The 14,082-nt window shown below is 68.1% G+C and carries 10 protein-coding genes; 5 read left to right on the top strand and 5 right to left on the bottom strand.

Annotation, left to right across the window (positions count from 1 at the left end):
* The first annotated feature begins 78 nt into the window (after window positions 1–78).
* From ACI1V7_RS15395 to tatC, 4 genes are all read left to right on the top strand, one after another.
* The gene (locus ACI1V7_RS15395) at window positions 79–453 is read left to right on the top strand and encodes a histidine triad nucleotide-binding protein (RefSeq protein WP_404532667.1); all 375 of its coding nucleotides are present in this window, start codon (window positions 79–81) and stop codon (window positions 451–453) included.
* A gap of 114 nt (window positions 454–567) precedes the next feature.
* Window positions 568–810 carry a Sec-independent protein translocase subunit TatA gene (tatA, locus tag ACI1V7_RS15390; protein WP_404532666.1) on the top strand — a complete coding sequence of 81 codons (243 nt, stop codon included), beginning with the start codon at window positions 568–570 and terminating at the stop codon, window positions 808–810.
* Window positions 811–829: 19 nt separating this feature from the next.
* A complete protein-coding gene (gene tatB / locus ACI1V7_RS15385; RefSeq protein WP_404532665.1) occupies window positions 830–1,369 on the top strand; it encodes a Sec-independent protein translocase protein TatB in 540 nt (179 codons plus the stop codon).
* Window positions 1,369–2,124, top strand: coding sequence for a twin-arginine translocase subunit TatC (tatC, locus tag ACI1V7_RS15380; protein ID WP_314545109.1), 756 nt, complete (start codon window positions 1,369–1,371; stop codon window positions 2,122–2,124). The genes tatB and tatC overlap by 1 nt, the downstream gene beginning before the upstream one ends.
* A 64-nt stretch (window positions 2,125–2,188) precedes the next feature.
* On the opposite strand, the gene ACI1V7_RS15375 is transcribed toward tatC, so the two are convergent.
* On the bottom strand, window positions 2,189–3,175 hold the full coding sequence (locus tag ACI1V7_RS15375) for a polysaccharide deacetylase family protein (protein ID WP_404532664.1): 987 nt from the start codon (window positions 3,173–3,175) through the stop codon (window positions 2,189–2,191).
* 103 nt (window positions 3,176–3,278) lie between these two features.
* Here ACI1V7_RS15375 and ACI1V7_RS15370 point away from each other — a divergent pair, with 103 nt between their 5' ends.
* Window positions 3,279–4,202 (top strand): LysR family transcriptional regulator, encoded by a 924-nt coding sequence (locus tag ACI1V7_RS15370; protein WP_404532663.1) that lies wholly within the window; start codon window positions 3,279–3,281, stop codon window positions 4,200–4,202.
* On the opposite strand, the gene ACI1V7_RS15365 is transcribed toward ACI1V7_RS15370, so the two are convergent.
* The 4 genes from ACI1V7_RS15365 to ACI1V7_RS15350 form a co-directional block, all read right to left on the bottom strand.
* Window positions 4,178–5,659 (bottom strand): extracellular catalytic domain type 1 short-chain-length polyhydroxyalkanoate depolymerase, encoded by a 1,482-nt coding sequence (locus ACI1V7_RS15365; RefSeq protein ID WP_404532662.1) that lies wholly within the window; start codon window positions 5,657–5,659, stop codon window positions 4,178–4,180. The two genes, ACI1V7_RS15370 and ACI1V7_RS15365, sit on opposite strands and share 25 nt — an antisense overlap.
* A 223-nt stretch (window positions 5,660–5,882) precedes the next feature.
* The gene (locus ACI1V7_RS15360) at window positions 5,883–7,769 is read right to left on the bottom strand and encodes a DUF885 domain-containing protein (RefSeq protein WP_404532661.1); all 1,887 of its coding nucleotides are present in this window, start codon (window positions 7,767–7,769) and stop codon (window positions 5,883–5,885) included.
* 129 nt (window positions 7,770–7,898) lie between these two features.
* Window positions 7,899–12,092, bottom strand: a complete 4,194-nt coding sequence (locus ACI1V7_RS15355) for an SNF2-related protein (RefSeq protein WP_404532660.1) — start codon at window positions 12,090–12,092, stop codon at window positions 7,899–7,901.
* Window positions 12,089–14,023, bottom strand: a complete 1,935-nt coding sequence (locus tag ACI1V7_RS15350; RefSeq protein ID WP_404532659.1) for a dipeptidyl-peptidase 5 — start codon at window positions 14,021–14,023, stop codon at window positions 12,089–12,091. The genes ACI1V7_RS15355 and ACI1V7_RS15350 overlap by 4 nt, the downstream gene beginning before the upstream one ends.
* Between the last annotated feature and the right edge of the window lie 59 nt (window positions 14,024–14,082).

Here is a 14,082-nt window from a genome sequence, read left to right as displayed (position 1 = left end):
TGTCACTGTCATCCGGATTGGATACAATTTCGGGCTTGCCCAATACGTAGGCAAGCGCCATCTACGATGGGAGATACGATGGATAACTGCATTTTCTGCAAGATCGTGGCCAAGCAGATTCCGGCCAGCGTGGTGTACGAGGATGACGACTTGCTCGCATTCAAGGACATCAACCCGGCGGCGCCGGTGCACCTGCTGGTGATCCCGAAACAGCACGTGGCGACGCTGTCGGATTGCACGGAAGAGCACACGGCCATGCTGGGCAAGATGCTGGCCCTGGCGCCGAAACTTGCTGCAGAACATGGTATCAACGTCAAGACGGGCGCGGATGGCCAGCGCAGCGGCGGCTTCAAGACCCTGATCAACAGCGGTCCGGACGGCGGCCAGGAAGTCTATCACCTGCACCTGCACGTCTATGGCGGCGCGCGTCCGTGGCGCGGGCTCGGCACGTAACAACAAAAGGATCGCACAACTAGGTCCTAAAGGTAGGGAGCATGAAGCTCCCGCATCGCTTATACTGCGCGTTGCAATACGCAAAACCGGGCTGTCGCCCACAAGGAGAAAACAATGGGTTCGTTGAGCATTTGGCACTGGCTGATCGTGCTGGTCATCGTGATGCTGGTCTTCGGCACCAAGAAGCTGGGCAATATGGGTTCCGACCTGGGCAAGGCCGTCAAGGGCTTCAAGGATGGCGTCAAGGGCAGCGAGGACGAAAAGCACGGCGACGCATCCAGCATGCCGCCGGTGCAGCAGCAGGTGGCCGACAAGTCGACCATCAACGTCGAGACGCGCGAAAAGAACCGTACCTGATCTTCCCGGCCGATAAAGCATGATCGATCTCGGTCTGACCAAACTCGCCCTGATCGGGGCGGTGGCGCTGGTGGTGATCGGCCCTGAAAAGCTGCCGAAGGTGGCGCGCATGGCCGGCACCCTGTACGGGCGCGCCCAGCGCTACCTGCACGACGTGAAGACCGAGGTATCGCGCGAGATCGAGATGGAAGAGCTGCGTAACCTGCACAAGGAAGTGCAGGAAACGGCGCAGAGCTTCAAGTCCGGCGTCGAGACCATGAAGTCGGACGTCGAGAACAGCGTCTCCTCGCACCTGAACGAGGTCGAGTCGGCCTGGCATGGCGAGGAGGCGGCCGACAAGGCGCATGCCGCCGCCATCGCGGCCGGTTCCACCGTGACGGCCACGCCCGACGACATCGAGCGCAAGGCGCGCGAATTCCGCCGCAAGAAGCTGGTCAAGACCTCCAGCATTCCCGCCTGGTACAAGAACCGCAACGGCAGCCGCCAGCACGTGCTGTCCGGCGCCGCGCGCGTGCGCAAGTTCCGTCCCGGCGTCAAATCCAATACCTCATTTTTCTGATGACCCAAGAAGCTGCGGGCGAAGAAACCTTCATCTCCCACCTCGTCGAGCTGCGCGACCGCCTGGTCAAGGCGTCGATCGGCATCGCGATCGTGTGCGCCGCGCTGCTGGCCTGGCCCGGTCCGCAGCGCATCTACGATTTCCTCGCCGCGCCGATGCTGGCCTCGCTGCCGGCCGGCTCCAAGCTGATCGCGACCGGCATCGCCTCGCCGTTCCTGGTGCCGATGAAGATCACGCTGCTGATCGCCTTCCTGCTGGCGCTGCCCTGGGTGTTCTACCAGATCTGGGCCTTCATCGCGCCCGGCCTGTACGCGCACGAAAAGCGCCTCGTGCTGCCGCTCGTGATCTCGTCCTCGATCCTGTTCATCGGCGGCGTGGCGTTCTGCTACTTCTTCGTGTTCGGCCGCGTGTTCCACTTCATCGCGGAATTCTCGCCGAGCTCCATCGCCGTCACGCCGGACGTCGAGAACTACCTCGATTTCGTCATGTCGATGTGCCTGGCCTTCGGCTGCGCCTTCGAGGTGCCCGTCGTCGTCGTCATCCTCGTGCGCATGGGCATCGTCACCGTCGAGAAGCTGCGTTCGATCCGTCCGTACGCCATCGTCGGCGCCTTCGTCATCGCCGCCATCGTGACGCCGCCGGACGTCGTCAGCCAGCTGGCCCTGGCCATCCCGATGTGCCTGCTGTTCGAACTGGGCCTGATCCTGGCGCCCGTGTTCGTGCGCGTGTCGCAGGCGCCGGAAGAACACGCCTGATCCGGTCCGTATGTCGATGGACGACGGCGCCCGCGGGCGCCGTCGCCGTTTGTACGGCAAGCGATCAGATCACTTCCTGCTCGCGCACGGTCAGCGGGCTCGATAGCGCGAAGCGCGCGATCTCGTCCTTGCGCATGAAGGCGACGCCGGGCTTGCTCTTCACGTGGTCCAGGAACTTGTCCCACACGCGCACCATCTGTGGCGTGCCGCTGATGCGGTCGTGGGCGCTCACCGACATCATGCGGCGGCGCTGGCCGCCTTCCTGGTACAGCTGCTCGAATTCGCCCAGGATCTGGTCGAGGAATTTCTCGGGCGAGTAGTTGCGGCCCTCGATCAGCAGGATGTCGTTGTTGCGCACCGTATAGGGCACCACGACCAGGTCATGGCCGTTGACCTTGATGATGAAGGGCTCGTCGCGGCTGACGTCGTCGATGTGGTACAGGTAGCCCAGTTCCTGCAGCAGCGACAGCGTGTTGGGGCCGCGCCGCAGCCAGTTGCAGTTGTAGCCGAGCGGGGTGACGCCGGTGACCTCGCGCACCATGCTCTGCGCCTCGCTCAGGAACTGCTTTTCCTCGGCGCGCGACATCGCGTACTGCGAGCTCCAGCGCGGGCCGTGGCCGGATGCCTCGTGGCCGCGGCGGACGATCTCGCGCGCCAGCTCCGGATGGCGCTTGGCCGCTTCGCCGATGATGTGCGAGGTCACTTTCACGCCGTGGCGGTCCCACAGGTCGAGCATGCGCGGGATGCCTTCGCGGTAGCCGTAGGCGAACCAGGTGTTCGAGACGGCGTCGGACGGCACGCTGGGCGGGAAGTCGACTTTCGGGAACGGGCTGTCGGCGCCCTTGGGCGGTTGGCCGCCGGCCTCGAACTGCATCGAGACCGAGATCACCAGGCGGGCGCCGCCCGGCCAGAATTCGCCGGGCTTCGCGGACGGGGCCGGGGTCGGGGTCGGGGCGGGGCCGGACTGGGCGCCGGCGCCCCCGGCCAGGCCGGCGCCGATGGCCCCGGCGGCGGCTTGCTGCATGAAACGGCGGCGGGATGCGGTTTGCATGGTTACTCCTTGTCGAAATAGCGATACCGCATTGTTCATTCCATGGTTTGATTTGATAATGAGGGTCACGATTGAAATATTTTCAAATCCAACAAAATAATCCATGCGTCATGACCGCCTGGGCGATATGCGCCTGTTCGTCGCGGCCGTCGAGCTGGGCAGTCTGTCCGCGGCCGGGCGCAAGCTGGAACTGTCGCCGGCCGCCGCCAGCGCGCGCCTGCACAAGCTGGAAAAGGCGTTCGAGACGCGGCTGTTCGAACGCACCACGCGCCACCTGCGCCTGACCGAGGAAGGCCAGCTGTATCTCGAGCACTGCCGCGTTGCGCTGCAAGCCGTCGACGACGCCGAACTGGCGCTGGCGTCGCGCCGCACCGCCGTGCGCGGCAAGGTGCGCATCGCCGCCACCTCCGACTTCGGCCGCCACCTGCTGCTCGATTGGCTCGACGACTTCAGCGCCGCGTATCCCGACGTCGCCGTCAGCCTGACGCTGTCCGATGCCATGACCAGCTTCCTGCACGAGGAAATCGACCTGGCGATCCGCTTCGGCACGCCGACGGACGGCGCACTCAACGCGCGCCGCCTGGCCGGCAACCGGCGCGTGCTGTGCGCGGCGCCCGCCTACCTGGAGCGCGCCGGCCGTCCCGCGCAGCCGGCCGAGCTGGGCGGACACCGCTTCGTGCTGCTGCACACCCGCGACGGCGTGCAGGCGGACCTGACCTTGCGGCGCCAGGACGCCGTGGTGGAATACCGGCTGCCCTCGGCCCAGGCCTGGGAAACCAACGACGGCGACGTTGCGCGCGCCTGGCTACTGGCCGGCCGCGGCATCGGCTTCAAGTCGTGGTGGGACGTGGCCGCCGACATCCGCGCCGGCCGGCTGGACGTGGTGTTGCCGGACTGGGAAACGCCGGCCGCCGACGTGCACGCGCTGTTCCATCGGCGCCTGTTACCGCTGCGCGTGCGCTTGCTGCTGGAATTCCTGGCCGAGCGCTTCGCGGCGCACGATCAGGGACAGCTGCCGACCACGTAGTAACCCGACGCCGTCTGGGCCAGCGTGCTCGTATAGAAGGTATTGTTCAAGCCCATGTTCTGGTTCGAACCGTTGGCGAGCGCATAGCCGCCGCTCGCATGCGCGCGTCCCGCCTGCACGTGGGCGTAGTTGCTGGCCGTGGTCGTGCTGCAGGTCCAGCCCGAGGCCGTCGTCGTGGCCGTCACCGCGTCCGACAGTGCGCTTTCGCCGGCGCCGCCGTTCGAAGACACGCGGTAGCTGTAGCTGGTATTCGCCGCCAGTCCCGCATCCGTGAAGTTCGTGGCCGTCACCGGGCTGGCGTTGACGCGGCTGCCGTTGCGGTAGACGAAGTAGCCGGTGGCGCCGTCGGCCCCGTTCCAGGCCAGGGCGACGCTGCTGGTCGTCGTCGCCGTCACCGCCAGGCCGGCCGGCGGCTGCACGCCGGGCGTGCCCGGCGCACCCGGCGTGCCGGCCGCGCGCAGGTTGTTCGTGGTCCAGAATGCCATCAGGTAGGACGGGTAGTTGACGTGGGTGGCGTCGACGAAGTTCGTGGCCTGGCCGCCGCTGCCGGCCGGCCACGCGTGGCCCATGCCGCTCACGGCGATCTCCGTGGTGCGCAGCTTGCCGTTCGCGTCCGTGAACGGGATGCCGTTGCCGCCCGTCGGCACGGCGAAGGCCGAGCCCTGCGTGAAGCTGCCGCCGTAGACCTGGCGCAGCGCCAGCGCATCCATGGGCCCGTACTGCTGCGATACCGTGTAGTCGCCCGTGCCCCAGATCACGCTGGCGATCTGGGTCGAGAAGGAGGCGGCACTGGACCCGGCCAGCGTGCGGCAGTTGCCGGCCGCCGTGGCCGCCGTGAAGCCGGCCGGCACGTAGCTGATCTGCGCCGTCGTGGTGCCCGGCGGCGGCCCCGCATTGATGCCCGCGCCCGCGAACACGTCCGGCGCCAGGCAGGCCAGCGCCATCGTCTCGCCGCCGCCCGAGGACAGGCCGGCCACGTAGACCTGGTCCGGATCGATCGCGTAGCGGGCATCCGCCGTGAAGCGCCGCACCAGGTCGAGCAGCACGCCGTCGTGGCCCGTGCTGCGGTTGTGGCGGGTGCTGGCGTAGTCCCAGCAGTGGCTGCCGTAGACGTTGCCGGTGGCGTTCGGCGCCAGGATCACGGCGCCGTACTGGTCGGCGGCCCCTTTCCAGTTGAAGCCGCCGTCGCTGCCGTTGATGACGTCGCCGGCGGCGGTCTGGGCGCAGCCGTGCAGCACGAGCACGAGCGCGCGCTTGCCGTTCAATACGGGCTGGGTGGCGGGCCAGTAGAAGTAACCGGTCAGGTTGCCGCCGTTGACGGTGTCGGCGGCCCAGGTCTGGTTGCTGCTCCAGGCGCCGGGGCCGGCCTGGACTTGCGCCTGGGCGGGCAGGCCGATGGACGATGCGAGGACGGCGGCGGACAGCCGCAGGACGGTCCGGGTGAACAAGGATGACATAGTGCCTCCAACTCGTTGCGATGGATGGGGTAGACGCAAGGGTGAGACCGGTCGGCCGGGCGGCCGTCGGTTCAAGGTGGAGGAGGGATGAGGCAGCGCATGGTTCGTCTCCTGTATCGTTGATTGTTATCGTGACTTGACGTCAGCGATTCATTCTAGGAGACGAACCCATGCACACAAGACGGCGCGCGTGCACACCCGGTGTGCACGTTTACCATCTCATTTATTGCATCAGCTGACCGATCACGCGCACGGGCGCGTTGCCGTAGCCGAGGAACTGGTCGTGGAACTGCTTCAGGTTGAAGCGTTCGCCCAGTTGCTGCTTGCGCTTCTCGCGCAATTCCATGATGTCGCTGTAGCCGCTGAAGTAGCTCGTCAGCTGCACCGAGGACAGCTGCGCGCGCTTCCATTTTTCCGCGGCTTCCTGCGGCGTCTGGAAGGCCTGGCGCACCAGCAGGTCGATGGCCTGCTCGCGCGTCATGCCCAGCACGTGCACGCTGTAGTCGAGGATGGTGTTGGAGACGCTGCGCAGGTTCCACTTGCACCACATCAGCCACAGCTCCGGCGCATTGTCGCCATAGCCCGATTCCAGCATCATGCGTTCGCCGTACACGGCCCAGCCCTCGACCATGGCGCCGTTGCCGAACAAGGCCTTCACCAGCGAGGGCGAGCGGTTGGCGTTCATCAGCTGGGTGTAGTGGCCGGGGATCGCCTCGTGGATGTTCAGGATCTGCAGCATCCAGTTGTTGTACTCGCGCAGGCTGCTCTCCGCCTGCTCCGCCGTCAGGCCGTCCAGCGGCGTGACGTTGTAGTAGGTCTTGTCCTTCGGGCGGTAGGGGCCCGGCGCCTCGATGCTGGCGCCGGCCACGCCGCGCTGGTACAGCGGCGTCTCGCGCACCTCGAGCGGCTTGCTCGGGTCGATGCTCACGAGGTTGTTCTTGATGACGTAGTCCTGCAGCACGGGGATCTGGCGGCGGATCTCGGGCAGGAAGTTCTCGCGCGTCACGTGTTGCAGCGACAGCTTGTCGATCACCATGCCGATCTTTTTATAGCGGTCGGCCGGCTTGGCCGTCGCGCCCATCGTCTTGTCCCACAGCTGGTCGGACAGGGTGTCCATGCGCGTGAGCAGTTCGTCGCGCGCCGCCAGGGCCTTGCGGTAGGTCTGCTCGCCCGTATTGGCGGACTGGATCTCGAAGGCGAACTTCTGTTCGTACAGTTCCTTCCCGAGGCGGAATGAACGGGGGCCGCCCGTTTGTTCCTGCTGCTTGTCGAGGGCCGTCAGGAAATCGACCCAGGCCAGCACGGCGCTGCCGGCATTGGCCACGCGCTGCGCGAAGATCGCCTTTTCCTGCGCGGACAGGATCGATTCCTGGGCCGCCTTGCCGAGGTCGGCCAGCACGACGAGGGTGCCGGGCGCCTGGGCGATCGCCAGCTGCGTGTGTTCGCGCGTCGGACGTACCACCGAGGCTTGCGCGGCCTGGTAATAGGCCGGCACGTCGGCCAGGCGCTTGAGGAGGGTGCGCAGGCGTTGCGGCTTCGCGGCGTATTCGGTATTCAGGATCTGGTCCAGCGCCGGCGCGACGTTGTACTGGGACGGATCCCAGGCGAAGTCGCGCAGCGTGGTGATGCGCCAGCGGTCGTAGCGCAGCTTGTTCAGCAGCAGGGCCAGGTCGGTGCTCTGGTTGGGCGAGAGCTTGTCGGCGTTGACCTTGCCGAGCTTGTCCAGCCATTCGTCGATGAAGGCCAGTTCCCGGGTGCGCGTGGCGGCATCGGGAATCGTCAGCTTGGCGGCCGCGTCGAACTTGCCGACGGCGATGCCGCCTTCCGGATCGATGCGCCACAGCGCGGTGATGAATTGCATGGACAGCGAGTCCATGTAGCGGTCGTTGCGGTTCTGCGCCGTGGCTGCCGGTGCGGGCGCTGCCGCCGTTGCTGCCGTGGCGGCCGCCGCCGCAGGTGCGGCCTTGGCCGCCTTGCCCTTGCCCTTGGCCGGGGCCTTGGCTTTCGTGCTGCTGGCCGCCTTGGACTTGGGGGCCTTGGTGCGCGCGCTCGCCGGCGCCAGCGCAAAGCTGGTCAGGAGAACGGCCAGCGCGATTTTCGATGTCATCATTGGATCTGCCTGCAAAAATAATGGGCCAGACGATAATGGTCCAGATGCGTGCGCATGCGCGTACAGCGCACGCGGCGGGGCGTCAGGTTAGCACCATTCGCCATCGTTGCGGCCTCTTGAAACAAAACGTCACACGCCATGCCAGTCGAGGACCGAGGCCGGGCGCCCGCCCGCCGCGCCCGAGAGGCCGGCCTGCAGCATCGCCAGCATGTCGTCGGGCGACATGCGCGCGGCCATGTCGCTGCCTTCGAGCAGGCTGTCGGCCAGGTCGCGCTTGTGGTGGTGCAGATCGACGATGCCTTCCTCGATCGTGTGGCGCGCCACCAGGCGGTAGATCGTCACGGGGCGCTGCTGGCCCATGCGGTGGGCGCGGTCGGAGGCCTGGTCTTCCACCGCCGGATTCCACCACGGGTCCATGTGGATCACGTAGTCGGCCGCCGTCAGGTTGATGCCGACGCCGCCGGCCTTCAGCGAAATCAGGAACAAATCGCCGTCGCCGGCCTGGAACGCATCGACGCGGCGCTTGCGCTCGTGCATGGGCGTGGAGCCGTCCAGGTACTGGTAGCGGATGCCGCGCGCGTCCAGGTGGGCGCGGAGCAGGGTCAGGTGGTCGACGAACTGGCTGAACACGAGCGCCTTGTGGCGGTTCTCCAGCAGCTCGTCGACGAGGCGCGCGAAGGTCTCCAGCTTGCTGCTGCGGATGCCGCTGCCGGGCGCCACCAGCTGCGGATTGCAGCAGGCGCGGCGCAGCTTCATCATCTCGGCCAGGATCTGGATCTGCTTCTGTCCCTGCGGTGCCTCGAGGGCCGCGATGCGTTCCAGCGCCTCGCGCCGCAGCGATTCGTACAGCGCCACCTCTTCCTGGCTCAATTCCACCGGCACCACGATCTCCGTGCGCGGCGGCAGCTCCGTCAGGACCTGCGCCTTCGTCCTGCGCAGGATGAAGGGTTGCGTCAGGCGGCGCAGGCGCGTGCGCGCGGCGAGTTCCGCCCGCTTGTCCGTCGCCTTCTCGATGGGACCGGCGAAGCGCAGGTTGAACTGGTCGCTGGTGCCGAGCAGGCCCGGGTTGATGAACCGGAACAGGTTCCACAGCTCGCCCAGGTGGTTTTCCAGCGGCGTGCCGGTGGCCACCATCCGGAAGTCGCCGCGCAGCGCCATCACGGCCTGCGAGCGGCGCGTGTGGGCGTTCTTGATGGCCTGGGCTTCGTCCAGCACGATCGTGTGCCAGCGCACGCCCTCGAACAGGTGCGACTCCAGCTGCAGCAGGCCGTAGCTGACCACGACCACGTCGAACGCCCCGGCCTCCTTGAGCATGGCGGCGCGGTCGCCGCTGCCGAACAGGTGCATGTTCAGGGTGGGCGCGAAGCGCTGCGCTTCCGCCATCCAGTTGGTGGCCACCGAGGTCGGCGCCACCACCAGCGTCGGGCCGCCCGGCGCGCGCGACAGGACCAGCGCCAGCGCCTGCAGCGTCTTGCCGAGGCCCATGTCGTCGGCCAGGCAGGCGCCCACGCCCCAGTGCGCGAGCCTGGCCAGCCACTCGAAGCCCTCGACCTGGTAGTCGCGCAGCTCGGCCTGCAGCGTGCCGGGCAGCTGCGGGCGGAAGTCCGCGTTCTCCTTCATGTGCTCCAGGTGCTTGCGCCAGGCCTTGTCCGCATCGACCTCGCCCGCTTCCCCGGCCAGCTCTTCCAGCGCGAAGCTGGCCAGCGGGTGAAAGCGCAGCGCCTCGTCGCCGGCGTCGCTGTACGCGGACAAGTCCATCAGGCGGCGGTGCAGTTCGTTGGACAGCGCCAGGAACTGGTTGTCGCCCAGCGCGACGAAGCGGTCCTCGCGCACGCGCGAGAGCAGCTCGCGCAAGTCCATCACCTTGTGCTCGTCGATCTGCACCTCGCCGTTGGCGGCGAACCAGTCCTTGTCACGGCGGATCTGCAGGCGCACGGATTTTGACGACACCTTCTTCGAGACGCGGAACGATTCGCCCTCGGGCCAGGCGACGAGCATGCGGTCCCGCCCTTGCTCCTTTTCCAGCTCCTGCACCTCCTGCAGCTGGGCCAGCAGTTCCAGGCACTGGATCGGCGCGGCCAGCAGCCATTCGCCATGCTCGTCCTCGGCATGTTCGAAGGCCTGCACGTCGGCCAGCAGGGCGCGCTCGGCTTCGCGTTCGGCATTCAGGTCGCGCCGCGCTTCCAGGCGCACGCCGTTCACGTCGGCGATCACGCTCTCCGCGCCTTCTCCGGGGCGGAAATACGGGCCGGCATCGGGCAGCGGGCGCACCATCACCTGGATGCGCAATCCCTGCTGGTAGGAGCGCAGCTGCACGTGCAAGCGCGCGTCGGCCGCCACCTGCTCGATGTCGGAGGGGCTGGCGCCGATGTCGGACTGCACGGTGACGATGGTCGAGATGGCGCTGATCGCCTGCAGCACGCGCCGCTCCGCTTCCAGCGGCACCTCGAGGCCGTCGCCGACGATGGCGCCGATGCGGCGGTGCTCGTCGCGGATGGCCACGATGCGCAGTCGCGTGGGCGTTTCCTTGATCACGACGACGTCGCCCTGCTGGTCGCGCAGCGGCGGCACCAACGCGATCGTCACGCGCCCGCCGCCCGCGCGTACCGTCAGTTGCGGCTCGCCCGGCAGCAGTTCCACGCGGGTGCCGGGGGAATCCATCCAGAACAGCAGCGGGTGGCCGACCAGGGCCGCCACGGCCTTGTCGAGGTCGAATTCGTAGCGCGTGCCGTTGCCCGTGTAGTAGCGGTAGCCGGCGATGGTGCTGGCCACCTGCAGGTCCTGCGGGGTGAGGAAGTCGAGCTGCGCCGCTTCCTCGGCCAGGCGCTTCAGGCCCATGGCGCGGCCGCGGCTCCAGCCGCCCTGGGCATCGCGCTTCTGCTCGCGCGGCTCGATCTCGCGCACGCCCAGGTGCGGGTCCCAGCTGACCAGCCAGGCCAGGCGCGATTCCTTGACCACTTCGACGTTCACGGCCGGCTGCAGGTTGATCAGCGCGTTCAGTTGCCGCTCCCACGGCTGCTCGCGTTCGAACCACAGCGCCAGGTCGACGAAGCGGTGCTGCTGGCGCAGCGCGATCGCCTGCTTTTCCATGCCCACCATGCCGAGCTGGCCCAGCACCGACGCGAGCTGGGCGGCGATGAAGTCGAAGCCGGCCGCCTGCGCCACGTCGAACTGCTGCTCCAGCAAGGCTTGACGCTCCTGCAGTTGCGGCAGGCCCAGCCACCAGTGCAGCAGGGCGCGGAACATCACGGGCTGCAGCGCGCTTTCCCAGTTGCGCGAGGGGAGCACGTCGGCATCGACCGTGCCGCCGCGGATCTGGCGCAGCATCGACAGCTGCTGGTAGACGGCCGTGTCGTGGCTCTGCACGGCGCGGGTGGCGCTGTCCAGGTAGCTCTCGACGGCCTTGGCGTGCTTGGGATCGGCGCTTTTCAGGAGCGCCGTCACGTACAGGTGGCCGCCGATGCCCTCGAACACGGCCTTCCTCTTGCCCGTTTCGCGCCGCAGCGCCTTCAGGGCCTTGTCGAAGCCGCCCAGCGCCGCGTCCGCATCGCCGCGCAGCAGTTGCAGCACGCTGCGGAAATAGAGGGTGCTGGATTCGTCCAGGTCGGCCAGCAGCTCGCCGGCCGCATCGAGGCGGCCGCACAGCACCAGGTGCTCGGCCAGGGCCATGCGCAGGCCCATCGACGCGCCGCCCTGGGCGACCTGGGCTTCGGCATACGCGCGGATGCTTGGCGCCAGCGCCGGTTCGCGCTGCACGTGGCGCACCAGCACCTCGAGCACGTCGTCGCGCACGGCACCGTTGATGCGTTCCATCAGGTCCGTCTCGAACGGGCGCGCGCAGATGTCGACGAGCGGATGCAGGTAGGCCGCCTCGTGGCAGCGCAGGCAGGCGGCCAGCAGCGGGGCGATGGCGCGCGGGCCTTCGCCGGCCAGCAAGGCCATGCGCAGCAGCGCCACGCCCTGGCGGTAGCTGCGCAGCATGGGCGTGCCCTGCCAGTCGACGCGCAGGGGCGTCACCTGCTGGTAGACGTCGCGCAGCGCGTTGAAGCGGCGCGCGCGCAGCGCCCAGGCGATCGCCGGCCAGGCCACGTCCGGCGCGACCATGTAGCCGCGCGACGGCAGCTCGGCGACGAGGCCGTCGGCGCGCAGCCGTTCCAGGGGTTCGGCCAGGTCCTCGTCGCTGGAACCGATCTCGAACGGCGCCAGGTGCTCGTGGATGCGGCGCCGTCCCATCGGCTCCCCGGCCAGCGCGAGCAGCGCGAGGATCAGCCTGCGCGGTTCGTCGCACGCCTCCACGAGCGCGTGCAATACCTCGTCGCTCATCCCGGAAGGTTCTCGATCTCGATCGCGGGCAAGCCGGCCGGGACCGGAATGCCGAACACGCGCAGGTAGAAATACAGCTCCGCCTCCAGCGTGCGCACGATGCTGTCGGCCTTGCGGAAGCCGTGGCCTTCTCCCTCCAGCGTCAGGTAGGCGACGGGCAGGCCGCGCGCGCGCAGGGCGTCGACCATCACTTCCGACTGCGGCGGCGGCACCACCTTGTCGTCCAGGCCCTGGAAGAAGATCATCGGGCGACGCAGCTTGTCGGCGTGGTTGATGGGCGAGCGCTCGGCGTAGACGGCGGCGGCGCGCTCCGGCGGCGCGATCAGGTATTCGGTGTAGCGCGATTCGAACTTGTGCGAATCGGCGTCCAGTCCCTTCAGGTCGGACACGCCGTAGTAGCTGGCGCCGGCCTTGAACACGTCGTGGAACAGCAGGGCGCACAGGGTGGTCAGGCCGCCGGCGCTGCCGCCGCGGATCACCAGGCGCTCGCGGTCGACCAGGCGCTGGTCGGCCAGGTACTGCGCGCCGGCCACGCAATCCTCGACGTCGACGATGCCCCACTGGCCCTCGAGCAGGTCGCGGTAGGCACGGCCGAAGCCCGTGCTGCCGCCATAGTTCACGTCCAGCACGGCGATGCCGCGGCTGGTCCAGAACTGGATCGCCAGCTTCAGCGTGCTGGGCGCCATGCTGGTCGGGCCGCCGTGGCCGATCACCATCAGCGGCGGCAGCTCGCCCGGCTGCGGCGCGAAGTCGGCGTTCTTCGGCGCATAGTAGAACGCGTAGGCCGTGCGGCCGTTGGCGCTCGGGTAGCGGATGCTTTGCGGGACCGACAGGTAGCCGACGTCGGGCAGCTGCGCGATGGAGCGCGCCAGCACCTCGCGCGTGCCCTGGGTCAGGTCCATGCGCACCAGCTCCGCCGCCAGCGTGGGCGAGCCGCCCAGGAAGGCGATGGTGTTGCCGCTCACGCGCAGCTCGCGGATCTCTTCATAGGGCGTGTCGATGGGCGTGATGGCGCCGCTGGCCACCTGCATGCGCGCCAGGCGGCTGACGCCGTCCTCGATATAGGTGCAGACGATCTCGCTGTTGGACAGGAAGCCGTACATGCCGTTGCCGAACACCCAGTGCGGCGTGGCGAACTCCGCGTGGCGCGGCGACAGCGCATGCACGACGCCGTGTTCGTAGCGGTACAGGTTCCACCAGCCGCTGCGGTCGGAGACGAAATGCAGCACGCCATCCGGCGACCATTCCGGCTGCACGATGGCTTCACGCTCGCCCCCGGCGATCAGGCGGCCGTCCAGCAGCGTGCCGTCCGGGCCGATCTCGGCCAGCCACAGTTCCGTGCCCTGCCAGGGCATGCGCGGGTGGTCCCAGCTGATCCAGGCGAGGTGCCTGCCGTCCGGGGAGATGCGCGGGGAGCTGTAGAAATCGTTGCCGTCGACGAGGACCGTCTCGCGGCCGTCGAAGCCGATGGCGCACAGCGTATTGACCGGGTAGGTGGCGCCGGCCGAGTGGTCCTCGCGCACGCCGACCAGGCGGCTTCTGGCCTTGTCCAGCACGAAGTCCGCGTAGCGCAGGTCGCCGCCGGCGCTGACCGGCTGCGGCGCGCCGCCGTCCTCCAGGCGGTACAGGCGGTTGTCGGCGAAGTGCGAGAACCATACCGTGCCGTCGGCCACCAGGGCCGCGCCGCCGCCGTATTCGTGCACGCGGGTGCGCACGTTGAACGGGGCCGGGGTCAATTCTTCCGTGACGCCATCGCGGCGGCGCAGCAGCGTGTTGCGGCCGCCTTCGCTGGCGCGGCCGGCGAGCCAGTACACGTCGGCGCCGTCGAGCATGACGCCGGACAGCGGCGCGGAGCCCGCCGCGACGACGTGCGCCGTGATCGGGGAGGTCCAGGTGCCGCAAGGGGCGGGCTGTTTGCGGGAGTCGGTCATGGTCGTTCCTGGCGTGGCAAAGAGAAGGAACATTATAAATCCGCCGCGCATACAGGACG

It is taken from the genome of Massilia paldalensis (genome assembly GCF_044901715.1).
Taxonomy (GTDB): domain Bacteria; phylum Pseudomonadota; class Gammaproteobacteria; order Burkholderiales; family Burkholderiaceae_D; genus Telluria; species Telluria paldalensis.
This window is presented reverse-complemented; position numbering and strand designations above follow the sequence as displayed.

Bases quoted from the DNA above. Each gene is read 5' to 3' on its own strand.
- ACI1V7_RS15395 (WP_404532667.1), top strand. From the start codon at position 79: ATGGATAACTGCATTTTCTGCAAGATCGTGGCCAAGCAGATTCCGGCC.
- tatA (WP_404532666.1), top strand. From the start codon at position 568: ATGGGTTCGTTGAGCATTTGGCACTGGCTGATCGTGCTGGTCATCGTG.
- tatB (WP_404532665.1), top strand. From the start codon at position 830: ATGATCGATCTCGGTCTGACCAAACTCGCCCTGATCGGGGCGGTGGCG.
- tatC (WP_314545109.1), top strand. From the start codon at position 1,369: ATGACCCAAGAAGCTGCGGGCGAAGAAACCTTCATCTCCCACCTCGTC.
- ACI1V7_RS15375 (WP_404532664.1), bottom strand. From the start codon at position 3,175: ATGCAAACCGCATCCCGCCGCCGTTTCATGCAGCAAGCCGCCGCCGGG.
- ACI1V7_RS15370 (WP_404532663.1), top strand. From the start codon at position 3,279: ATGCGTCATGACCGCCTGGGCGATATGCGCCTGTTCGTCGCGGCCGTC.
- ACI1V7_RS15365 (WP_404532662.1), bottom strand. From the start codon at position 5,659: ATGTCATCCTTGTTCACCCGGACCGTCCTGCGGCTGTCCGCCGCCGTC.
- ACI1V7_RS15360 (WP_404532661.1), bottom strand. From the start codon at position 7,769: ATGATGACATCGAAAATCGCGCTGGCCGTTCTCCTGACCAGCTTTGCG.
- ACI1V7_RS15355 (WP_404532660.1), bottom strand. From the start codon at position 12,092: ATGAGCGACGAGGTATTGCACGCGCTCGTGGAGGCGTGCGACGAACCG.
- ACI1V7_RS15350 (WP_404532659.1), bottom strand. From the start codon at position 14,023: ATGACCGACTCCCGCAAACAGCCCGCCCCTTGCGGCACCTGGACCTCC.